At 34.6% G+C, this 25,170-nt stretch carries 16 protein-coding genes; 10 read left to right on the plus strand and 6 right to left on the minus strand.

Annotated features, from left to right (window positions below):
* The first annotated feature begins 11 nt into the window (after positions 1-11).
* Positions 12-350, plus strand: coding sequence for a DUF2853 family protein (locus P163_RS04330; protein WP_034888039.1), 339 nt, complete (start codon positions 12-14; stop codon positions 348-350).
* 109 nt (positions 351-459) lie between these two features.
* A complete protein-coding gene (locus tag P163_RS04335) occupies positions 460-1,296 on the plus strand; it encodes a S1 RNA-binding domain-containing protein (RefSeq protein WP_034888041.1) in 837 nt (278 codons plus the stop codon).
* Here P163_RS04335 and P163_RS04340 read toward each other — a convergent pair.
* Positions 1,293-1,772, minus strand: coding sequence for a hypothetical protein (locus P163_RS04340; protein ID WP_034888044.1), 480 nt, complete (start codon positions 1,770-1,772; stop codon positions 1,293-1,295). The two genes, P163_RS04335 and P163_RS04340, sit on opposite strands and share 4 nt — an antisense overlap.
* A gap of 132 nt (positions 1,773-1,904) precedes the next feature.
* Between P163_RS04340 and P163_RS04345 the strand changes: the two genes are divergently transcribed.
* Positions 1,905-2,744, plus strand: coding sequence for a 1,4-dihydroxy-2-naphthoyl-CoA synthase (locus tag P163_RS04345; protein ID WP_034888045.1), 840 nt, complete (start codon positions 1,905-1,907; stop codon positions 2,742-2,744).
* A 184-nt stretch (positions 2,745-2,928) separates the two neighbouring features.
* On the opposite strand, the gene P163_RS04350 is transcribed toward P163_RS04345, so the two are convergent.
* From P163_RS04350 to uvrA, 4 genes are all read right to left on the minus strand, one after another.
* Complete coding sequence (locus tag P163_RS04350; RefSeq protein WP_034888048.1) at positions 2,929-5,340, minus strand: thiamine pyrophosphate-dependent enzyme; 2,412 nt, start codon at positions 5,338-5,340, stop codon at positions 2,929-2,931.
* Between the two features lie 216 nt (positions 5,341-5,556).
* Positions 5,557-8,340, minus strand: coding sequence for a metalloprotease (locus tag P163_RS04355; protein WP_034888051.1), 2,784 nt, complete (start codon positions 8,338-8,340; stop codon positions 5,557-5,559).
* 122 nt (positions 8,341-8,462) lie between these two features.
* The gene (locus P163_RS04360; RefSeq protein ID WP_034888053.1) at positions 8,463-9,152 is read right to left on the minus strand and encodes a TIGR00730 family Rossman fold protein; all 690 of its coding nucleotides are present in this window, start codon (positions 9,150-9,152) and stop codon (positions 8,463-8,465) included.
* A gap of 25 nt (positions 9,153-9,177) precedes the next feature.
* Entirely contained in the window at positions 9,178-12,009 is a 2,832-nt protein-coding gene (gene uvrA, locus P163_RS04365) for an excinuclease ABC subunit UvrA (RefSeq protein WP_034888322.1), read from the minus strand.
* A 515-nt stretch (positions 12,010-12,524) separates the two neighbouring features.
* Between uvrA and P163_RS04370 the strand changes: the two genes are divergently transcribed.
* The 7 genes from P163_RS04370 to P163_RS04400 all read left to right on the plus strand — a co-directional run bounded on the left by P163_RS04370 (position 12,525) and on the right by P163_RS04400 (position 23,392).
* A complete protein-coding gene (locus P163_RS04370; RefSeq protein WP_034888324.1) occupies positions 12,525-13,541 on the plus strand; it encodes a response regulator transcription factor in 1,017 nt (338 codons plus the stop codon).
* 206 nt (positions 13,542-13,747) lie between these two features.
* Positions 13,748-15,424, plus strand: a complete 1,677-nt coding sequence (locus tag P163_RS04375) for a thrombospondin type 3 repeat-containing protein (RefSeq protein ID WP_197055423.1) — start codon at positions 13,748-13,750, stop codon at positions 15,422-15,424.
* Positions 15,425-15,556: 132 nt separating this feature from the next.
* The gene (locus P163_RS17750) at positions 15,557-17,047 is read left to right on the plus strand and encodes a hypothetical protein (RefSeq protein WP_051931115.1); all 1,491 of its coding nucleotides are present in this window, start codon (positions 15,557-15,559) and stop codon (positions 17,045-17,047) included.
* 137 nt (positions 17,048-17,184) lie between these two features.
* Positions 17,185-18,936, plus strand: coding sequence for a thrombospondin type 3 repeat-containing protein (locus tag P163_RS18700; RefSeq protein WP_034888058.1), 1,752 nt, complete (start codon positions 17,185-17,187; stop codon positions 18,934-18,936).
* A 494-nt stretch (positions 18,937-19,430) separates the two neighbouring features.
* Positions 19,431-20,492 (plus strand): M12 family metallopeptidase, encoded by a 1,062-nt coding sequence (locus tag P163_RS04390; RefSeq protein WP_034888060.1) that lies wholly within the window; start codon positions 19,431-19,433, stop codon positions 20,490-20,492.
* A 537-nt stretch (positions 20,493-21,029) separates the two neighbouring features.
* Positions 21,030-21,659, plus strand: coding sequence for a hypothetical protein (locus P163_RS04395; RefSeq protein WP_156100652.1), 630 nt, complete (start codon positions 21,030-21,032; stop codon positions 21,657-21,659).
* A gap of 80 nt (positions 21,660-21,739) precedes the next feature.
* Positions 21,740-23,392 (plus strand): hypothetical protein, encoded by a 1,653-nt coding sequence (locus P163_RS04400; protein ID WP_034888064.1) that lies wholly within the window; start codon positions 21,740-21,742, stop codon positions 23,390-23,392.
* A gap of 67 nt (positions 23,393-23,459) precedes the next feature.
* Here P163_RS04400 and ggt read toward each other — a convergent pair whose 3' ends face one another.
* Entirely contained in the window at positions 23,460-25,166 is a 1,707-nt protein-coding gene (ggt, locus tag P163_RS04405) for a gamma-glutamyltransferase (protein WP_034888065.1), read from the minus strand.
* Positions 25,167-25,170: the final 4 nt, after the last annotated feature.

A 25,170-nucleotide genomic window follows, 5' to 3' on the forward strand; every position in this document is an offset into this window, starting at 1 on the left:
AAATTTAAATTATGAGTAAAACCGATGAAAAAGTAGGAAAGTATATTCAAGATGTTAGAGATAAAATAGGGGAGCCAGATGTGGATCTTATAAGGAAAATCACCGAATATTGCGGTCCTTCTGTTTTTCAAAATGACGCGGAAACTGTTTCAAGTTCAAGTAGTTCTGAAATGGAAACTGTAAAAAAGAATTTCCTTATTAAGAAATTAGGTTTGAAAGATGATGAAAAGCTTGATGAAGCTATGGATGCCGTAATGGAGAAGTATGGTAAATCTAATAGGAATAAGAATAGGGTTACTGTATATTACCTGCTTACAAAGCACTTTAAAAAAGAAAGCGTCTTTAATTAGAACCTTTTATTATATAGAAATCCGTTTTCTCCACCATGAGAAGACGGATTTTTTGGTTTATGCCAAAACCCATAAAATATGAAGTATCTTTACACTTTAAATTTGAACTATGCTTAATATTGGTGAATATCACACAATGATAATAGATCGGGATACAGATCCCGGATTGTTTCTTAAAAATGCTGAAGGGGATGAAGTTTTGTTGCCTAACAAATATAAACCCGAGAGTTTTCAATTAGAAGATGAAATAAGAGTTTTTGTTTATCTGGACCATTCAGAAAGACCGGTTGCTACAACCTTAACTCCATTTGTAAAATTAGACGAATTTGCATTTTTAAAATGTGTAGAGGTTAATGATATTGGAGCTTTTTTAGATTGGGGACTGGAAAAACATCTTTTTGTGCCCTATAGGGAGATGGCTTCTAAGATGAGAAAAGGAAGCTGGTACCTAGTATTTTGTCATTTAGATGAAGAAACCAATAGATTGATTGCTTCAAGTAAGACCAATTCTTTTCTTACTAATTCAGACCTTACAGTAGAGCCTTTTGAAGAAGTAGATCTAATTGTTGCCAATCCAACAGATCTTGGAGTGAATGTTATTGTAAATGAAATTCACCAGGGGTTGATCTTTAAAGATGATGTTTTTCAAGATCTTCAGCCGGGAGATAGGTTAAAAGGATGGGTGAAAAAAACGCGTCCAGATGGAAAAATAGATATCACATTGCAACGTCCAGGCTATAGAAGTATTGAGCCAAATGCGCAGGATATTCTAAATGAAATGGAATTAAAAGGTGGGAGTTTAAAACTAACCGATAAATCTGATCCTAACGAAATCCAACGACAATTGCAGATGAGCAAGAAAAGCTTTAAAAAAGCAATTGGAACGCTCTATAAGCAACGACTTATAGATATTAAAGAAGATGGGATCTATTTAGTAAAAGACTAATAACGATTACCTCTATAAAAAGGGGAGTAGCTTTGGAAATAGGCTGCTCCCGTACTTTCTGAAGCATCTATGTAAACAGAATTTCTTGTTCCTCTGGTACTACTGTTATTAAGGCGAGGCTCAAAACTTTGATTAAATCTTGCATTTTCACCTCCGGTAATTGAAATGCTGGAAGATTGTTTATTTATCTGCACAGGAGGATCTAAATCTACGGTTCTAGATTTCATTCTACGTTCACGCTCCATAGCTTCTGCGATATTCACTTCGCGAGGTTTATCTTCAACATTAAAATTTACAGTTCTAATTCTATAATTCCCCGCATTAGGAATTTCCGGAGCTAAATTGGAGAGGGAAGGTCTTACTTCTAACCTTTTAATTATAAAACCAGACCTTTCAGATTTTGCTAAAGGAATTTCCTGAGAGAAGCCTATAAAAGAAAAGCATATAAAAGCTAGAATAAAACCGATAAATTTCATTAAAATTATTTTCCTAAATATAACAAGAATTGTGCAAATTTTGATCTGTTAGATTTTTTCTACTGATTAAGCCTTTGTAGTGAATCATTGTTTTATTTTAAAAAATCTTATTTTTACTTTAAAATTATCAAAATGACAAAAATTGATTGGAAAACTGCAAAGCAGTACGAAGATATCACCTATAAAAAAGCGAATGGAGTTGCGAGGATCGCCTTCAATAGACCAGATGTAAGAAATGCATTTAGACCTAAAACTACCAGTGAATTATATGATGCCTTTTATGATGCACAGGAAGATACTTCTATTGGAGTTGTATTGCTTTCTGCTGAAGGTCCTTCATCCAAAGATGGAGTTTACTCATTTTGTGGTGGAGGAGATCAAAAAGCAAGAGGACATCAAGGGTATGTTGGAGAAGATGGAATGCACAGATTGAATATTCTAGAAGTACAAAGATTGATTAGATTTATGCCTAAAGCAGTAATAGCAGTAGTACCGGGATGGGCTGTAGGTGGCGGACATAGTTTACATGTGGTTTGTGATCTAACCTTGGCGAGTAAAGAACATGCTATATTTAAACAAACAGATGCAGATGTAACTAGTTTTGATGGAGGGTATGGGTCTGCATATCTGGCGAAAATGGTAGGACAGAAGAAGGCAAGAGAGATCTTCTTTCTAGGTAGAAATTATAATGCTCAGGAAGCCTTTGAAATGGGGATGGTGAATGCCGTTATTCCTCACGCAGAACTAGAAGATACAGCGTATGAATGGGCTCAGGAGATTTTAGCTAAATCTCCAACTTCAATAAAAATGCTAAAATTTGCCATGAATCTTACCGATGATGGGATGGTAGGGCAACAAGTTTTTGCAGGAGAAGCAACACGATTGGCTTATATGACAGATGAAGCTAAAGAAGGTAGAGATGCATTCTTAGAAAAGAGAAAGCCTAATTTTGAGAAAAAGTGGTTACCATAGCTATTGCTTTAGACTAAATTACATCTTTTATATTCAAATGTAATATCGATAGAAGTCGAGATGTATTGGTTGCAGAAATCTACTTATAATGATTTATAGATGCTGAAACAACTTGAGTTAGATATAATTAAAAAACCCCGTTCTAAATTTTAGAGCGGGGTTTTATTTTTTTATTCCTTTTAACTTATCTAAGCTGTGGAAAATCTTGAGGTCTGGCCTCATTCATTATCTCGTAGATCTTTTCAAAGATATCTTCTGTAGAAGGTTTAGAGAAGTAATCTCCATCTGTACCGTAAGCCGGTCTATGTGCTTTAGCTGTGAGCGTTTGAGGTTTACTATCTAGATGGATATATGCATTTTGATCTTCAACAATTTTCTGAAGAATATATGCGGAAGCTCCCCCAGGAACATCTTCATCTATTACCAATAATCTATTAGTTTTAGCAACGCTCTTCACTATGTCCTGATTTAGATCAAAAGGTAAAAGAGATTGAACGTCAATAATTTCTGCAGAGATACCTACTTGCTCTAATTCTTGTGCAGCTTCCTCTACCAATCTTAGGGTAGATCCATAAGAAACCAAAGTTATATCTGTACCAGTTCTAATAGTTTCTACTACTCCAATTGGCGTAGTATATTCTCCCGGATTCTCTGGTAATTTTTCTTTTAACCTATATCCATTAAGGCATTCTACAATTAATGCAGGCTCGTCTGCTTTGAGCAATGCATTATAAAATCCAGCAGCTTTGGTCATATTCCTAGGAACCAAAATATGAATTCCTCTTAATAAATGAACTAAAGCTCCCATTGGAGATCCACTATGCCAGATACCCTCTAATCTATGTCCACGGGTTCTAATTATAAGCGGTGCTTTTTGTTTTCCTTTAGTTCTATATTGTAGGGTTGCCAAATCATCACTCATTATTTGCAATGCATATAGCACGTAATCTAAATATTGAATTTCAGCAATAGGTCTTAGTCCACGCATGGCCATTCCAATACCCTGTCCTAATATGGTAGCTTCTCTAATTCCAACATCTGCAACTCTTAACTTTCCATACTTTTCCTGAAGTCCTTCTAAACCTTGATTTACATCTCCTATCTCTCCACTATCTTCTCCAAAAATTAAAGTTTCAGGTCTGGTTTCAAAGATCTTATCAAAGTTATCTCTAAGAATTATCCTAGCATCAACATCTTTAGAATCTTCAGAATAAACTGCTGCTATTTCATCAACATTTTGAGCGATATTTTCTGATTCACTATAAAGATGACTGCTGTATTCAGGTTGAGATTGATTGGTGTAATCTGTAATCCAGTTAGCAAGTTTTGTTTTAGCATCGCTGTCTATTCCTATAAGATATCTTAAACTCTTTCTAGCAGCTACTAAAAGATCTTTCTTAAGAGGATCTTTAATTTCTGAAAGCTCTTTAGTTAGATTTTCTATGGTAGCTTCATCACTACTATCTGTTGCAGCAGCTTTTAGAAGAGGTAAAAGTTCTTTCAACTTATCTTTCATAGGCTGAGAGTAAGCTGTCCAGGCAGCTTTCTTTCCATCTCTAACCTGCTTTTTAATAGTTTTATCTATGGCATCTAATTCTTCTTCCGTAGAAAAATTATTTTCAATGATCCATTCTTTGAATTTCACATTACAATCATAAGCTCTTTCCCAACTTAATCTATCTTCATCCTTATAACGCTCATGAGAACCTGAGGTAGAATGACCTTGAGGTTGGGTAAGTTCTTTAACATGAATTAGAACAGGAGAATGCGTTGTTCTGGCAATTTTTGAAGCTTTTTCGTACGCTTCCACAAGAGCTACATAATCCCAACCATTTACGATAATGATCTCGTATGCTTTATTATTTTCATCTCTTTGGAAACCTTTAAGGATCTCAGAGATGTTTTCTTTTGTAGTTTGATATTTTGCGTGAACAGAAATTCCATATTCATCATCCCAAACACTCATAACCATTGGCACTTGTAATACTCCGGCAGCATTTATGGTTTCCCAAAAATGACCTTCACTAGTACTTGCATTCCCAATAGTTCCCCATGCAATTTCATCTCCATTGTTAGAGAACATTTCTGCATCTATTCCTTCCACATTTCTGTAGATCTTGGAAGCTTGAGCAAGCCCTAATAATCTTGGCATTTGGCCAGCTGTAGGTGAAATATCTGCACTGGAGTTCTTTTGTAGCATTAAGTTCTTCCAACTTCCATCTTCATTTAAACTATGAGTAGCAAAATGACCACCCATTTGTCTACCGGCAGACATTGGCTCCTCTTCTATAGATGTATCTGCATATAAACCGGCAAAGAATTGCTGAATAGTTAATGCTCCAATAGCCATCATAAAGGTTTGATCTCTATAGTAACCAGATCTAAAGTCTCCATTTTTGAAAACCTTAGCCATTGCTAATTGTGGGATTTCCTTCCCATCGCCAAAAATTCCAAATTTAGCTTTTCCGGTAAGAACCTCTCTTCTCCCAAGTAAGCTACACTCACGGCTGGTGACTGCAATTTTATAATCTTCTAAAACTTCTGTTTTAAAATCTTCAAAAGATATAGTTTCTTTAGATGGTGTTTCGCTTTGCATGAAATTAAGTTTGAATTGTAACAAATATAGCTAAAACTAAGGTTAAATACAATTCAAGATATTTACCATTTTTATTGGTATAATATGTAAAATCGTTCTTAGATTAAAATATCTGCATTTTTTTTGCAAATATCGCCTAAATTTTAGGAATTGTATAATCAGAAGTAAAAATTGTAGATAAATTAAGACTTTGTTTTTTTGGAAAGGTATTGATCTTTAATACCACTCTCTAGTAAACAATTTAATGAGCGTATTAATATCTAAAGTGACTATGAATCTAACTTTTTGATCATAATTTTCCTGACCAATTTCCCAACCTAGATTGGAATAAACTGGAAGATATAGTTCAAAATAATCTGCAACAAAACTTAGTCTGATCCCAGAATCGTAAAGAAATTCTGCATTCTTCAATTCGTTTTTAACTGCACCCACATCACCATAAGCATAGATCCATTTCCAAATGTTGGTGCTTGCATTTACCGTAGTGATCCATTGATTTGCATACGCAGGTTCTAGCTTAGATTTAAATCCACCTTCCGCTAATATTATCTGTTGGCTAAAAAGTCCGGAACTTTGACTACGTCCGTAGTAATTATAATCAAAAAGATAATCTGTAGGTCTATCTAATGCAAAACTAAAATAATCGTTGTCTGTTTCATCATTATATAGGAACGTTCCAGCATAGAACCTTAAGTTTAATTGCCTATTGTTTCTGAATAGCTTTCTGTATTCTAAGTTTAGAGCAACTTTACTGAAGTTCTTTGCCAATTGATAATCTATTCCTCCAGAGAAGTAATCTACTAAATTGGCATCTTTAAAATTGTAGCTTATATTAAATACATTATATTTTGGTTGATCTACAGGATTTAATGGATTTAGATCTTGTTCTACATTTACACTTCTTATAAATAAACTCTGTCTTAAGTTATCTCTTAAGTAATTGTTTCTAAAATAAAAACCTAAAAAGGGAGTGTACTTATTATAGAATAAATCATAACCATAAGAAAATCTTGTTCCTCCAATTCCATATTTTACAGCAAAAAGATTTTGATCATCAAAAAATTGAGTATTGGCAATAGCGGCAGAACCTACAATTGTCTTACTCGTAAATCCGAATTTTGGAGAAATCCTGAAATCAAAGTTTCTGCTTAAAAAGGTCTTATTATATAATTTTGGTCCTATTGCCAAGCCATCATAAAGGTTATAACTAAATTCTGGCATAAAGAACATCTGGTTGTAATGAGGATCTTCTACATCCTGAAAAATTCTAAACTGTATAGGTTTATTAAAAAGAGTAGTAACTCCTTTATAATTATCTCTTTTGTTAACTTCTGGAATGGCTGCATTGTAATTTAGAGCCAATCGCTCTATGCTATCTCTTGGAATGGTAACCGTTTTTCTGGAACCAATATCTTCTACCCATTCTTTATAAACTACTTTTCCATCTTTTAACCCATATAACGAAACAGGCATACCATTAGCACGTTTATTTCTAATGGTAACCTCTAGAGAATCCTTACTTTTCTTAAGTTTTGAGATCTTAAAATCTATTTTATCATCGGTTTGAACATAATCTTTAAAGAACCAGTTTACATCTTTATCAGCATTCTTCTTTAATATTTGTTCAAATTCTGCACTGCTTGTTGGTTGTAGAACATTCTTTTTATAAAATTCTGAAATAGATCTTTTTACAGCATCTGTTTCTAAAAAGTCATTCATATAATGAAATCCTGCTCCCGCTTTATATGCATTGGCAATATTCTGATTGAATTTTACCAAAGAATCTTGAGTAGTAGCCAAGGATTGATCCATATGCATTCTAGCCATATGCTCATACAGGAAAGGATACTGATCATTAAATTCTAGATCTGAAGCATGGAACCATCTAATTCCAATAATATTGCTTAAGCTACCCAGCAACTTCATTTTAGGATAATACTCATCTACATAATCCATCATTAAGGAAATCTGTATGGCATCATATAACCATTGTTCTTCTCTGGGATTTATTAAAACGGTATTTTTTAGGTAGGTATGAATGATGGTTTTTAATTGCTTCATATCATAATTAAAACCATCTGGAAAAGGTCTTATAAATTTAGGAAGCTGATTAAGACCATATACAGGCTTATCCTGATAATCATCTTTAGTGATCATCAAAGATTTGTGTGGATACTCGCCCAGCCTGGTCTGAAGGAATTTCATGATCCTTTCTAGCAAGAAAGTTTTGATCTCCGGGTTCAACCCTTCATCTTCTAAATTAGTAAGTATTTCTTTTGAATTTGCAGAAAGCGATTCAAATCTAAATGTTTTGGTGAGGTAAAGGTCTGATGTTACTACATTGGTACCAGAAAGATAAGACGTTTTGTATTGGTCTTCGGTAACTAATTTCTCTTGGGTTAAAGGAGACGCAACGTATAAATAAGGTCTAGTAGATAACTTAAGTTTAATATTGATAGGAGGGGAGTATTGATTGCCTAAGTTCTTATCGCTATACAAAACCCATTTACCATCATAAACTGCAGGAGTGATATACCAGTACTTCAGCTTAAAATTTCCATCGTCATCATAACCGTAACGAGTAAATTTTTCTGAAGGTATCTTGACCTGATAGAGTAAGTTGATCTCTGTAGATTCTCCCGGTTGAAGTGGCTTACTTAAATTTACCTGCACGATATCTGGCAGACTATCTGATCTCACCCATGATAAAGGAAGGATATTAGCATCGTTAATACCATAAATCTTAGTGTAGCCTCGCTCTTGTTCTTTCGCAAAATGAAACCTTCTAAGGTAATCTTCTGCAAATCTCTTGGCTAATGGAGTAGACCTATCTCTAAAGCTATTTGCCCAATCATTTAAATAAATATCCTTCAATACCGAAGTACTGCTATTCTTGTAGATGATCTTCTGCTGAATATTAAAAATATTGGTAGAGTCATTCAAGACCGCAGTAATTTCTGTACGGGTTTGGGCATACCCAAGGATTCCCCCTACGTACAAAAAAACAATTAAAAATATTGACTTAGCGTTCAAGGGAGAATGGGCATTAATTTATTAGTAATATAAATTGAAATTAAAGATAATTAAAGCAATTTAGCTTGCTAACAACCTATACTAAAAATTTAGAAATTAGGACTTAGATTATATTCATCATAGAATTTATCTAAAATGTCTATAACCTCATCTTCTGTATCTACCACTTGAACAAGATCCATATCTCCAGCACTTATATTTTCAAAAGTATCTAAAAGTGTAGATCTAACCCAATCTATTAGGCCACCCCAAAAATCTGTACCTACAAGAATAATAGGAAATTTATCTATTTTATTAGTTTGTATTAGTGTAATAGCTTCAAATAATTCATCTAAAGTTCCAAATCCTCCTGGCATAACAACAAAACCCTGAGAGTATTTTACGAACATTACTTTTCTAACAAAAAAGTAATCAAAATCTAAGCTTTTATCCTGATCTATATAAGGATTATCGTGTTGTTCGAACGGTAGGTCTATATTTAAACCAACAGAAGTTCCTCCTCCAAGATGTGCTCCTTTATTTCCTGCTTCCATGATCCCTGGTCCACCACCAGTAATTACACCATAACCGTGATCTACAATTTTTTGCGCGATACGTTCTGTTAGCTTGTAATATTTTTGATCTGGTTTTGTTCTTGCAGATCCAAAAATGGATACACATGGACCAATCTGACTAAGTTTTTCATAACCTTTTACAAATTCTCCCATTATTTTAAAAATGGCCCAAGAATCGTTGGTTCTAATTTCGTTCCAGGCTTTATTGCCTTGCTTTGTATTCATCAAGTCTTTATTCAAAATCTAAGTTTTAATTTAATTCTTTTCTAAGAAAATGAGCGGTGTAGCTCTTTTTATGTTTGGCAACTTCTTCAGGAGTTCCTGTTACAAGTACCTTACCACCATTTTTGCCACCTTCGTAACCAATGTCTATAATATGATCTGCCATTTTAATAACATCCATATTATGTTCTATGATCAACACAGTGTTTCCTTTGTTTGCTAATGTATTCAAAACATCCATTAAAACACGTATATCTTCAAAATGTAATCCGGTAGTTGGTTCATCAAGAATATAAAAAGTATTTCCGGTATCTCTTTTTGAAAGTTCTGTAGCTAATTTAATACGTTGCGCCTCTCCTCCAGAGAGCGTAGTACTTTGTTGCCCTAATGTAATATATCCAAGACCAACATCCTGTATGGTCTTTACTTTTCTGTAGATCTTCGGAATCAATTCAAAAAAGCTAGTAGCTTCATTAATGGTCATCTCCAACACATCAGAAATAGATTTTCCCTTATACCTAATCTCTAGAGTTTCCCTGTTAAATCTTTTTCCTTGGCAGGTTTCACATTCTACATAAACATCAGGAAGAAAATTCATTTCTATAACTCGTAACCCGCCACCTTTACAAGTTTCACATCTACCTCCTTTTACATTAAAACTAAATCTTCCAGGTTTATAACCGCGAATCATAGCTTCTGGAGTTTTTGCGAAAAGATTTCTCACTTCAGAAAATACTCCAGTATACGTAGCCGGATTAGAACGCGGAGTTCTTCCAATTGGCGTTTGATTGATATCTATAACTTTATCTAAGTGTTCTAATCCCTTAATACTCTTGTAAGGCTTTGGAACCTTTACGCCGTTAAAATAATGAGCGTTCATTATAGGATATAGCGTTTCATTAATAAGCGTAGATTTTCCACTTCCTGAAACACCGGTAACCGCGATCATTTTTCCTAAAGGGATTTTTATAGATACATTTTTAAGATTATTACCGGTGGCTCCTTTAAGTTCTAAAGTTTTTCCGTTTCCTTTCCTTCTCTTATCCGGAATTTCCATTTTCATGGTTCCATTAAGATATGCAGCCGTAATGGTATCATGTTTCATGATCTCTTCTGGAGTTCCCTGGCTAATTATTTCTCCTCCGTGTTTTCCAGCTCTCGGGCCTATATCTATAACATGATCTGCTCTTTCTATCATGTCTTTATCGTGCTCTACAACAATAACAGAATTACCTATGTCTCTTAAGGCAACCAGAGAATTGATAAGTTTCTCATTATCTCGTTGGTGCAGCCCAATACTAGGTTCATCTAAAATATAAAGCACACCCACCAGTTGAGAACCAATTTGTGTAGCTAGTCTTATTCTTTGCGCTTCTCCTCCAGATAAAGATTTAGATCCTCTATTTAAAGATAAATAGGTAAGACCCACATCTACTAAGAATTGCAATCTCGTTTTGATCTCTTTTATAACTTCTGTAGCTATAGCTAGCTGCTTTTCTGTAAGTTTAGCATCAAGATCATTAAACCAATCTGCAAGATCTACAATGTCTTTAGATGCTAGCTCTGCTATGTTTTGATCTTCGATCTTAAAATACAGCGATTCCTTTCTTAATCTGGAACCATTGCAATCTGGACATTCTATCTTGTCCATATATTCTTTCGCCCACCTCTTTAAAGAAGTAGAATCGTTATTATGATAGGTAGTTTCAATAAAAGTAGCAATCCCTTCAAAATCAATTTTAAAATCTCTGGTAATTCCTATACTTTTAGACTCCTTGGAAAATTTTTCTTTCCCTCCATATAAGATCATGTTCATCGCATCTGCAGGGATGGTACTTACAGCATCTGCTAAAGAGAAGTCAAACCGTTCTGCAATAAGTTCTAGTTGTGAGAAAACCCAGTTCTTTTTCTGAGGTCCGTGTGGCGCTAATGCTCCTTTCTTAATAGATTTTGAAGCATCTGGAATGAGCTTGTCTATATTCACCTTATGAAGTGTCCCAATACCATTACAAGTTGGACAAGCACCCTTTGGAGAATTGAAAGAGAAATTATTTGGCTCTGGATTAGGATAGGAGATACCGGTAGTAGGACACATCAAATTCCTACTAAAATAACGTATTTCTCCAGAATCCTGTTCCATGATCATTAGAACATCATCTCCATGGTACATGGCAGTATTGATGCTTTCTTCTAATCTCTTCTGATTTTGAACACTATCATCAATCTTAAGTCTGTCTATTACAATCTCGATCTCATGGGTTTTATACCTGTCGAGTTTCATTCCCTTAACAATATCTCGAATCTCTCCATCTGTTCGCACTTTTACAAATCCCATTTTGGCAATTTGCTCAAAGAGTTCACGATAATGCCCTTTTCTCGATCTTATTACGGGAGCTAGTATGCTTATTCTTTTATCCTTAAAATCTTCTATAATAAGATTTTTTATCTGCTCATCTGTATAGCTCACCATTTTCTCCCCGGTGTTATAACTATAAGCATCTGCAGTTCTCGCAAATAACAATCTTAAGAAATCATAGATCTCTGTAATAGTTCCAACGGTACTTCGAGGGTTTTTGCTGGTTGTTTTTTGCTCTATAGCAATTACCGGTGATAATCCTTCAATTTTATCTACATCCGGTCTTTCTAAACCTCCTAAGAATTGTCTTGCATAAGCAGAGAATGTTTCAATATATCTTCTCTGGCCTTCAGCATAAATAGTATCAAATGCTAAAGACGATTTTCCAGAACCTGAAAGTCCTGTAATAACCACTAATTTTTCTCGGGGAATGGTTACATCAATATTTTTTAAATTATGAACCCTGGCCCCTAATACTTCAATATTTTCTTCAGCTCTAGCCATATTTTCTTTCAAGGCGGCAAAGGTACCTAAACTGTTGCAAACTAAAAAGTAACCCTCAATTAGCAGCTGTTAATTTATAGGTAAAATTTTTAGTTCAAACTTGTATATTTACTTCAGGAAGACCCTGTCTCAAATTAGTTTAAAAGATAAATAAATTGCAATTTTTTGATAGGAAAAAGCAGAGATCGCATTTCTTTTATCTGATTCTAATACGTTTATAACGAGAGAATTAACTCTGATTTGTAAGGATAATATTACGAGAACTTTTTGGTTTCAATGGGTAGAATCCCCTATATTTAAAATCCCTAAAAGAGCTATCCTTTTAAGAATCTGAAAATTTCTGAAAGGTTTTCCCCAGCTCAAACTATATATTACGATATCGTTTATTTTAATAGTCAATTTTCCCCCTGAAAATTTTAATGTCATCTGCCCTGATGGTATTAAAGACAATTCGCCCAAATCTGAAGTTTATCAACCTAAAAGGTAAGGAATCTTTATTGTTAAAAAATTTGAGGATGAGAACAGAGAAAAAGCAACTAATTTTCATTAGTAATAAGCAAGAAATTATTAGTGAATTACAGGAAGGTCTAAGTAGATATTTTGAGGTGAACGTGGTAAGTTCTATACATACCGCTTATACATTAGCTTTAAAATTATTACCAGATATAATTCTTATAGACCAGACCTCTTTTACAACTCAGGATCTAAAGAATTTGGAGAATTTCAAGTCTACACATTTTCTGAATAAGAGTTGGTTAATTATGTATGCCAATATTTTAGATAAGGCAGAGATAGATCTTAATTATAAACCTCTTTTAGATGATATCTTTTATGATGCAGCGTCTTCTACAGCTCTAAGTGAACGTTTAATAGATCAAGTTTATGCAAATCTATCACTTTCTAATTACTGGAAGGATGCATTTTTAGGGTTGTTCAACCTATTAAGTAATCCTGTGGTGCTTTTACAGCAGGAAGTAATAGTTTCTATGAATGATTCTTTTAAGCAAACTTTTAAAATTGACAGCGCAGATGGTGTAAAATTGACTGATTTTGTAAACTGTGAGAATAAAACGAAAGTAAAGGCAAGTTTAAGAAATTTTGCTCGAGGTAAGCATATGCAAGCTACTACCAGAACCGCATTAAGGCTTGGAGATCATAAAATTAGAAATGCTAAAATCAGCTTTTCTAAGCTAGATAAAATGCTGCAAGGCCAGTATATAATGATGATACAATTTACCGAAGACGATACTTACGTTAAGGAAGAAATTGGAAGTATTTGTGAAATGGTAAATACCTGTTTTGAAGAAAATAGTCAATTAACCAATTATAGTTTTACCTCTAGAGAGAAAGAGATCATTCAATTATTATGCAAAGGATATAAGACCAAAGATATTTCAGATCGCTTGTTCATTTCTCCAAAAACTATAGAAAAGCATAGAGCCAATATCATTAAGAGAACAAATTCTGAAACTATCTTAGAAAGTATCATATACGCTATTAATCACAATCTTATTGATGTTAGTCATGCTTAATGGAACATTAAAATATAAGTGATTTCCCCTATACCATATCCTACATTTTGAAATTACATTTACTGTAATAAGACTAGCCCCCGCTACCCTAAGTGAGTCTTAAAAATCCCAAATCTTTATAATTTAATATTAATATTTATCTCTATAAGATAAATTATTTCAACTATAGACCATTCTAAATATCATTATCTAATGCTAATCTGATTATGAAAAAATTTAAACTCTGTATTACCATTTCGGTATGTTTAATCATGTTTTTTTCTTCTTGTAGTAAAGATGAGCAAAGTGGTGTGATCGATTCTTCAAATCTTGCGTCTATCTCATTTAGTACCTTATTAAAAGATTTTGAAGCTACCAGAGCTGCTTTAAAGCAAGGTGTAACTGGCGATGTTCCGGAATGTTCTGAAACAATTCCTACTAAAGTTAGAGTAGCATTAAAGAATTCTTTAGGTGCATGGGTTGCAGGTAGAGATGGAGACCTTGGGAACTATATAGAAATTTCCATAATTTCTGATGGAGATGCATGGATAACCAATGAAGTAGAAGAATTGGAGCTTCCAGAAGATACTTATACCTTAGAATATTTTGCTGTTCTTGATGCGAATGATACAACTTTATGGATAGCCCCTAGGTCTAATGATGTATATGGACCCTCAAATTTTGCGGCCTTTGTGAGTTCTCCACTTCCAATAGAAATTGATCTTAGAGCAGGAGTAAAGAAATATGTAGATGTAGAAGTTTTGTGCTATGATCAAAGAATGGCAGATGAATATGGATATCTGTTTTTTGATTTTACCACCGTAGAGACTATTACACTTTGTGTATTTGGAAATTATTGCAATGAAGAAGTGATCCACTTTCCGGCGAGATTTAGTTTAGAAGCGTGGACCTTTAGTGGAGAACCTAATGATCCTAAAGGTTTTGCTTTAACAAATGGTGCCTTGATTAACTCAACAGGATTTTATGATACTCCCATTGAGGCATATGCGAAACCATTGTGTATAGCATTACCAGATGGAAAAGGTATAGATACATATTACATAGAGATCACAATTCTAGATTTTGATGGGGCTTATGATGCTCCAGAAGGTTTAAAACAAAGCTTTACAATTACAGATGCAGAGGTGCTTGCACTATACAATGATAATGGTAATTCTTCCTATTATCATTTCCGAGAAGGATGTGAGGATGAGCCTTGTGCAGATAATGATTCTGATTGTGATGGGATAGAAGACGAGATTGATAATTGCCTAAATACCTATAATCCAGCACAGCTAGATAGCGATGCTGATGGTATTGGGGATGCATGTGATGAATGTCCTGATGTAGATGATAATTTAGATCAAGATAACGATGGTATTCCAGATTGTAAAGATGAATGTAAGACAGTCCCAGGACCGGAGAGTAATAATGGATGCCCTATTACAAATGGAGATTCTTGTAATACTGCCTGGATGTTTGGAGACCATACATGGACTAAAAAAGATGATGATGGGTTAAATGTAAGTGCTAAATGGGGATGGGCAGAACTTTTCTCTGTGCAAACTCAAAATAATACTTCATTTAATATTTATGCCGGAGCAGGAAATAATAAGATAGGCCCTGAAAAATTGGTAGGTACAGCAGTGATTACTGCTGAAGGATCTAATATCATTATAAGTGTTGAATCTTTAGGAGGTATAGATCTGAAGCTAATTCATATTTATACTAGTGATAATATGCCTGTTACAGATGCACCTGGTCAATTCGATAAACTTCCAGACTCAGATGGTATTATAGACCCAGACCCATCATCAGTAGATCCAAACATATACAATTTTAAATATTCTGGAGATGGAGAATTCTGGGTGGCAGTACATGCAGATGTCTGTGCCCAACAGTAAATCAGTTATAAATCATACCGAGTTAGTATATCACAACACTCAGGCAATTAGTAAATAAAATCAGTTCTATGAATTGATAGCATAAACTTCTTTTATTAACCATTCTTAATTATTAACTAAAAACTATGTGTCATGAAAAAAATTAAACTTTATTTTGGCTTCTTAGCCATAATTGCACTGCTGTTTTCCTCTTGTACTAAAGATGAAAGCTCTATGGCAGACAACCCGGAAGGAAAGACATCAATATCTTTTGCGGCAGTCCTAAATGATTTTACAGCCACTAAAGCTGTTTCCAAAGCTCCTTTAACCGGGGACGTTCCTAGCTGTTCTGATGGAGCACCTACTAAAATTAGAGTTGCACTTATGCAAAATGGATCATGGGTATCTGGGGCAGATGGTGATGAAGGTGGGTTTATTGAAATTCCTATAATTCCAAATGGAGATGGAGGGTGGATGACTCAAGAGTCTAGCGATCTTACTCTAGACGCCGGAACATATATGTTAGAATATTTTGCAGTGCTTGATGCAGCAGATAATGTGCTTTGGATCGCACCAAGAAGCGATGATGATTATGGTCCTGCTAATTATGCCGGTTTTGTAACCAATGCACTTCCTTTAAGTATAGACCTAAGGTTAGGAGTGAAAAAATATGTAGATGTTGAGGTTCTTTGTTATGACCAAAGATTTGCAGATGAATATGGTTATTTATTCTTTGATTTCAATAATGTAGATACAATTACATTATGTGTATTCGGAAATGACTGTGATGAGAGTGGAAGACACTTTCCAGCACATTTTAGTATGGAAGTTTGGAGTTATAGTGGAGACGAAGCAAATCCAAAAGGAGCTGCTCTTACAAATGGAGCTTTACAGAATACTGTAGGTACTTATGATAATGGAGATGATTATGCTAAGCCATTATGTATTGCTTTACCAGATAGAGATGGAGAAGATCTATATTATGGAGAGATTAGATTATTGGATTTTGATGGTGATGGACCGGGAGAATTAATTAGATATGGTGTATTTAATGATACTCAGGTAAAAGCACTTTATAACGGAGAAACTAATACCTACTATCACTTTAGATCAGATTGTGAAGGACAGGATACCCCTCCAATATTTGATACACCTGGAGTAGAAGCTTCTTTTTACTGCGTAGATCTAGATCCATTGAACAATTCTAAAGTTCAAGGAGCGGCAATCTTAAGATTGTTTGGGAATGAATTAACAGTGAGTATTCTTGCTATTGGTGCAGAATCTGGAGCAGACAAACCACATGCTCAACACATTCATGGAAAAGCAGATGGAGCTAATGCAAGTTGTCCTCCTGCAGATGCTGCTGGAGTAGACGGAATATTAACTCTGGGAGAAGGACTTCCTTTCTACGGTAATGTTTTATTACCTCTAGATATTGCACCTATTGCAATGGGTCCTGCTGGTGAGATTGATTATCAAGAAACCTTTATGTTAGGTCAAGGCGGATTAATTTCTGCAGCAGAATTAAATAGTGCAATGAACCCGCTTACTAAAAGAGCCATAGTTCTACATGGTAAAACAGTAAACGGTTCTTATGAAGCACTCTTGCCAATTGCCTGCGGTGAGTTAGAAAAACTGAACTAATAAACTAAACCTCCTGCAGAAAAATTTTGCAGGAGGTTTTTAATTCTAACAAATCGAATATTAGGTGTTCATCTAGTCATTAAGCTTGTTGGCATTCTTTGGATGCTTTATCATCTAATATTTCTAATAATTATATTATGAAAAATTTCAATAAATATTTAAGTGGGTTGGCTATTATAGCTCTCCTATTTACATCCTGTAGTAAGGATGAAAATAATATGACAGATGATGCAGATAAAAATTTATCTTCTCTTTCATTTGGTGCAGTTTTAAATGACTTTGTCTCAAAACGAGCAGAGTTAAAAGCACATCTATCTGATGTTCCAAGTTGTTCTGATGGTGTGCCGGCATATGTACAAGTAGCTTTAAAGAACGGAGACACATGGGTTGCAGGACAAAATGGAGATGAAGGTGGTTTTATTCAAATACCCATAGCTGGTTCTGGAGATTATAATGATGATGGGGTTGTAAGCTGGTTCACTAAAGAATCTTCTGATCTGGAATTAACAGCTGGAACTTATTCTTTAGAATATTTTGGAGTGCTAGATTCAGAAATGAACGTACTATGGATCGCTCCTAGAGAAAATGATGACTACGGTCCGGCAAATTTCCAAAATTTTGTTGATGATGCCTTGCCTATAAGTATAGATCTAAGATCTGGAGTTAAGAAATATGTAGATGTAGAAGTGATATGTTATGATGAGCGTTTTGCAGATGAGTATGGATACTTATTCTTTGATTTTAATACGGTGGATGTAATTACCTTCTGCACCTTTGGGAATTATTGTAACGAATCTGGAAGACATTTCCCGGCACATTTTAATATCAATGCCTGGAAATATTCAGGAGACCCGGAAGCTCCTAAAGGAGAATCTTTATTATCTGAAGCACAAATGAACGAAGTAGGGATCTATGATAATAATGATGCCTTCGCAAAACCAGTTTGTATAGCTTTACCAGATAGAAAAGGAGTTGTAGATAAATATTATATAGAGATAACCTTGTTAGATTTTAACAATGTTTACGATGCAGATGAGGGTGTTATACGTCAATTTGTAGTTACAGATGCAGAGGTATTAGCACTATACAATCAAGAATCTGGTAACAATACTTATTATCACTTTAGAGAAGGAAGTTTGTGCGGAGAAGATACACCAATGTTCGATTCTACCGGTGGTGGGAATGGAGGAGAATGTGATCTTCAAGATGATGATGCAGATTGTGATAACGATGGAATTCTAAATGGTGATGATAATTGCCCTTCAAATTCTAATAGCAATCAGGCAGATCTAGATGGAGATAATATAGGAGATATTTGTGATCTCGATATAGATGGTGATGGAGTAGCTAATGATGAAGATAATTGTCCTGCAACCTTAAGATTGGATGGCCAAGTTGCTGTAGAAGGACAATTAGGATGTTGGAGAGATCCTGTAGTTGTTGGATGTACATCTTCAGATTGTGAACTTACTACAGATACTATTGGTCTATGCTACAATGTTTCTGTAGATCTGGAAGATTCTAGCATTATTTATAAGATCAGTAGCGAAACAGATTTAGAGCTTTTAGGAAGCAAGGGAGATCTTAACCCTAGTGTACTTTTTGGAACTGCTAATGTAAAGATTAATGGATCTGATGTTGTTGTTACGCTAGATACTCCTTTAGATACAGACAAAATCAAAGGTTACAAAGTTAAGGTATGGCAAAGTGATGAAAATTCTACCGAGAGATTGCCAGATTGTTACCATACACTTTGCGCTAATGATATAGTTCCATCTAATGGTGATCAGGCTGCAATTCCACTAACATTTTCTAATGCCAATTATAGTTATCCAGTCTATATAACAATAGATGCTGTGATCTGTGAAGATGTTCCTGGACCACAATAATTAATTCTTACAAAACTTTCTCTAATGCTTCTATCAACCGGGGGGATGATGGTTGCATTGAGTTAGTTTTATTAATCACCGTTAGTTATCTAAATAATTAGAGGTGTTAATAGAAGAGGCTGTCCGAATACTTTTCGGGCAGCTTTTCTATGTTAAGTTGTTAAATCTATGATGATTACCTAAATAAAATTTATTATGTTCGCATCGCTTTAAAATTATACACCGTATTTCTTCCCCCCCCACCGGTGTTGCATCTAGTTAATTTTATTACATGTTTTGGTAGTTATTTTAAAAGTACGAGTGCTTATTATAAGTATAAACTTTTAGAGAGTTCTATACTAGTATATTTCATAAGCTATTGACTTTTAAACTTTTGAATTGATAGTGTCTCTATTTTTTGGAATGACCTTTGGAACTGTGATAAAAGAAAATTTTTTTAACCCCCGAACAGTTTAAAAAAAAATCCTGTTCATTAAAAATTATTTACCCTACTTATGAGAAAAAGGAATTTATTTTATTTACTACCTGCTCTAGCAATTCTGTCTTGTAGTAAAGATTCAGTTAACGAATTAGAAGAAACAGAACAATCTACTACCCAAATTGCAGAAACCACATCTACATTAGCCAATGTAGAAGCTGCATATCCAGATGAAGCCGGAAGCATTTCAGAGATCTATTACGGAGGGCAAAAAATAAGTGTTGCTAATGTTAATGGAGACCTGGTTTATGAAGGTGATATTCTTATAAAAAAGAGTATGACGTCTAAACAAGCAGAAACTTTAGTGTATAACAAAGGTGAAGAACCACAGCAAAAAAGTGTTGGAAGAACCTCTGGTATGTGGCCTAATAATACTGTGTATTATACTATAGACAGTAACTTACCAGATCAAGATCGAGTTAATGATGCAATTGCACACTGGGAGGCAAACACCTCATTAAAATTTGTTCAAAGATCAAATCAATCTAACTATATTAATTTTACCCCAGGATCTGGATGTTCTTCTTACGTAGGAATGATAGGAGGAGGTCAGGTTATTACTCTTGCTTCTGGTTGTAGTACCGGAAATACTATTCATGAGATTGGCCATGCAGTTGGACTTTATCATGAGCAGAGTAGAGTAGACAGAGATCGTCAAATAACTGTTAACTACGCTAATATCCAGAGTGGAAGAGAGCGTAATTTTGACACCTACGCACAAAGCGGAATGGGTGGAGATGAGTTTACCTCTAATTTAGATTTTAGCTCTATAATGATGTATGGACCATATTCTTTCTCAAGTAATGGCCAGCCAACTATTACTAAAGTAGATGGAAGCCTTTATGACGTTCAAAGATCTGGATTATCTTCTGGAGATGTGCAAGGTATTGAGAGTATGTATCCAGGTAATGAAGGTGGAAGTCCAAATCCTCCTGCACCAACTTATACTAACGGACAGTACTATACACTGTATGGTGTGACGGTTCTTAGACATAACGACCTTTGGTATTACTATTCTCGTGCTTATGGATGGAAAGTAGTAGAGATCATTGATGGTCGCTGGTATTATGCTAGATAATTAATTTCATATATTTATATAAGATCGGTGAGTTTTCTCATCGATCTTTTTTTTTGTAGTTATTTATAAAAGTTTTAATGATCCTTATTTTATAATTAAGAGATATTTGTTTTTAGTCAATAAATTAAGTGCAATACAGACAATAGATCTATGTTTTTCGATGCATTATATCACTGTAAAAGTACTTTTTCTACAAAACACTCGTGTAGAAATTCCTCACAAATTTTAAGTATAATTAGATGGCATCTTTCAGTTAATAGAAAAAATGTTAAAGTTTAGAGCATCCTCAAAATTTTCACCTTCAGATAATTACTTTAATCAAATTCTTCAACATTAGGGGATTTCCCCCATACTCCCTCACGTAAGATAATTATATATTAGACTAGTAGAAAAGCAGCGTTTTATTCACTTTAATAAATACTTGCTTATAATTTTCCCCCACGTCTAGTATATCCCTACTTTTTATTTTTTGCTTTAAAACCGATAGATAATCGGTGCCTAAGTGATTACAGTTAAATGAAATTTAAAATAGAACTGATGAATACAATTTATAGGAATCTAAATATTATAGTTGTTTTGGCAATTATTCTTACAAGTTGTACAAAAGAGGAGGTGCAGATACAGCCGGAGCAGCAATTAAATAAAGGCTCCATATCCTTCGGAAGTATTTTGAGTAATCTTCGAAACAGCGAAAATTCTAAATTAATAGATATTTCTCAATTAGAAATTCCAGATTGTAAACCAAATAGGCCTTTGATTATGAGAGTAGCCATAAAAGACAGCAAAGGTTCCTGGGTACATTTAACAAATAGTGAAAATCACTTTATAGATATAAAGATTAAACAAGCTGGAGTAGATACTAATAATGATGGGGAATTGGATTCCTGGTTTGCTCAAGAATCAGATCAAATAGAACTTTCTGTAGATACATATACCTTAGAGTATTTTGCGGTTTTAGATAAAAGTGGAGTAGATGCGCAAGTATTATATCTCACACCTAGAAAAAGCGAAAATTACGGCGCATTTGTATTTCAAAATTTTGTAAAAGAATCGCTTCCGTTAGATATTCCCATAAGGGAAGGAGTAAAGCATTATGTTCCGGTAGAAGTTCTCTGTTATAACAGGCGTTTTGCTGAAGAATTTGGATATTCTTCAAATTCTAATTAATGAAAAACATATAGGTCTTAGAAGGACTATCAAAGATTTTATTAACCATTCTATTTTATATTAACTAATACTAAACCATTATGAAAAATTACAAAGTTTATTTAATGACCATTGCAGCATTTGCAATGTTGTTTACATCCTGTAGTAAGGATGAGAGTAGTGCAGATACTCCCGGTGAGAACTTAGAGCAAGTAAGTCTAACCTTTGGAGCAATGCTTCAAGATTTCAATAAATCTGTACAGAAACAAGAACAAAGTTTAAGTGATGTTCCGGAATGTTCTGATGCCGCTCCTGCAAAAATTAGAGTTGGAATCATGAATTCTACAACTATGTCCTGGGTTTCTGGAGGATATATTGATGTACCAGTTATGGACAACGGTGAAGGAGGTTGGATGACTCAAGAATCTGCCTTACTAACTTTAGATGCCGGCATGTACTCTTTAGAGTATTTTGCAGTGCTGGATAGCGGAGATAATGTTATTTATATAGCACCTCGTATGGATGATAACTATGGTCCTGCGATGTTCCAAAATTTTGTAGCAGCCGCTTTACCAATTTCCATTGACCTTAGAAATGGAGTTAAAAAATATGTAGACGTAGAAGTGTTGTGTTATGATATAAGATTTGCTGATGAATATGGGTATCTATTTTTTGATTTTGATACTGTAAGAGCTATCTATCTTTGTGTATTCGGAAATTATTGCGATGAAACAGGTCGTCATTATCCTGCAAAATTTAGATTAGATGTTTGGAATTACAGCGGAAATACTGAAGATCCAAAAGGTACTCCTTTGTTTAACGAAGAAGATCCATACGTAAACGTGACTGGTACTTATGATAATGACGATTATTACGCAGAACCATTATGTGTAGCTTTACCAGATCGTCAAAATGTAAATGATATGTATTATGCTGAATTATATTTAGTAGAATCTGAAGGTAATCCAGGAAGTGCAGAACCAATTAGAATGGGAGTTTTCTCTCAAGAAGATGTAGAAACCTTATTTTACACAGATGAAGGTGGAGTTGATAGAACTAAATATTATCACTTCAGAGAAGGAAGTTGTGGACTTCAGGATGATTCAGATCCATGTCTTTTCTCAAGACCAACAAGTTATTTGAATGATTTTGATGATACTGCGAGCTCTCAGGATAATAATGATTTCTTAGACAATAGTAGTGTGGAAACCGGTACTAATTATGATTACCGTTCTACATTAGGATGGGTGCCAGGTTCTTCTCCAGATGCAGCAGCACCGCTTTGGGATGAAGGAGCTTATACCTTCACTACCAATCCATATTTTGTTCACAACCATTGGGTAAATGAAACTCATGATGGGAATATGTTTATATTGAACGGATCTACAGAAGAAGGTGTAGATGCATATTTTGTAACTACATTTGCAGATGTTTGTCCAAACTCAGATTATTACGTAACTTTTGAAGTTAGAAATGTTTATAATGGCGCGAGTCCTAGTAATGATATTGTACTAGCTGCTAGTGTAGATGGGGTTGATCTTGATGATCCAGCAGATATTATTACTGTAACTTATTCTGATGGATGGGTTAAAGTAGGATTAAAAGTAAAAGCAGATGCCAGTGGATCTTTAGTGTTATCTCTAATTGATGGTAATACAGAGCCAAGCGGTAATGATTTTGCTTTAGATAACATTCATATCTCCAATGATCCTTCAATTATGACAGGACTTGATATTTCTGTTATTCAAGATTAAAAATCGTAGTATATCATAAAAAAAAGAGGGCCAATTTGGTCCTCTTTTATTTTTAAATTTTTTGAAGTTAAAATCCCACAGCAGTATCATCACCTCGTTTATCTGCACCACCTTCTAACTTTCCATTTGGCATTTTTAAGATACCATCTACTTTACCTATAATTCTGGCATCTCCCTCATTTATATTGTATCCTTTACTTTGAAGTTCTAGCAGGATGTCCTTGTTAAAAGCTTTAGGCTCGAACATAATCTCATCTGGTAACCATTGATGGTGAAATCTTGGAGCATTAACTGCTTCCTGCATTGTCATTCCAAAATCATGCACGTTAAGAATTGTTTGCAGTACGGAGGTAATAATGGTAGAGCCTCCTGGAGTTCCCACGCTCATGCAGAATTTTCCGTCTTTTTCAACAATTGTGGGGGTCATAGAACTTAACATTCTTTTCTGTGGTTCAATCGCATTGGCATCTGCCCCAATTAATCCAAACATATTTGGTACACCAGGCTTCACACTAAAATCATCCATTTCATTATTAAGGAAAAATCCTAATTCTTCAGAATAAAGTTTAGAGCCAAACGCTCCGTTAAGTGTAGTGGTAACAGCAATGGCATTACCGTATTGGTCTACAATAGAATAATGAGTAGTTTCATTGCTTTCATATCCAGATATTTCGCCATGTTCTAATTCTGAAGAAGGAGTTGCTTTTTCAAAAGAGAAAGTATTCATTCTATTCAATAAATACTTATTCCCGGTTATAATGTCTAAAGGAACTTCATAAAAATCTGGATCACCTAAATAATAACTTCTATCTGCATAAGCTCTTCTTTCTGCTTCGGTTATAACTTGAATTGTTTGAAGCTGATTATGTCCAAATTTTTCTAGCGGATATGGTTCTATCATCTTCATGATCTGAGCTAGGGCAACACCTCCACTAGAAGGCGGTGCCATCGAGATCACTTTTAGACCTTTATAGTTAAAGGTAACAGGAGTTCTCCATTTAGCTTTATACGCTAATAGATCCTCTAATGTTATAATTCCACCATGATCTTGAATTAGCTGCACCAATTTTTGTCCTGTTTCACCACCATAAAACTCAGATCTCCCATTATCTGAAATTCTCTGTAATGTATTGGCAAGCGCAATATTCTTTATAGTATCTCCTGCTTCAATTGGTTTAGAATATAAAATAGTGCTTTTATTAACTGTTTTAAATTTGGGCAGATACTCGTTGAAGCTAGCAGCTTGTTTTTGGGTCACAACATATCCTTCTTTTGCATGCGAAATTACTGGAGCAAGTAATTTAGACATAGGTAAGGATCCTAACTTTTCATGAGCTTCGAAAATCCCCGCAATATTTCCTGGAACTCCAATTGCAAGAGCTCCTAATTGACTTTTCTCTGGGATTGCACTGCCATCCTTATTTAAATACATATCCTTTGAAGCAGCTAAAGGGGCCTTTTCTCTAAAATCTAAACTTCCAATTTCTCCATTTGCTTTTCTGTAAACCATAAAACCTCCACCACCTAAACTACCGGCAAATGGATAACTAACTGCCAATGCCATTTCTGTGGCAACCATAGCATCAAAAGCATTTCCGCCTTGTTTCATAATATCTGACGCAATTTTAGAAGCTTCTTCTCGAGCGGAAACAACCATTGCCTTATCTGCAATAAGTCCTAATTCTTTAGAAGCACTTTTAAAATTTTCAGGGACTTTTGGAGATTTACAAGCAACAAATGAAGCTAGGAGTAAAAAAAGAAATGATCTTCTCATTTAA

The organism is Gillisia sp. Hel_I_29 (assembly GCF_000744275.1).
Classification (GTDB): Bacteria; Bacteroidota; Bacteroidia; order Flavobacteriales; family Flavobacteriaceae; genus Gillisia.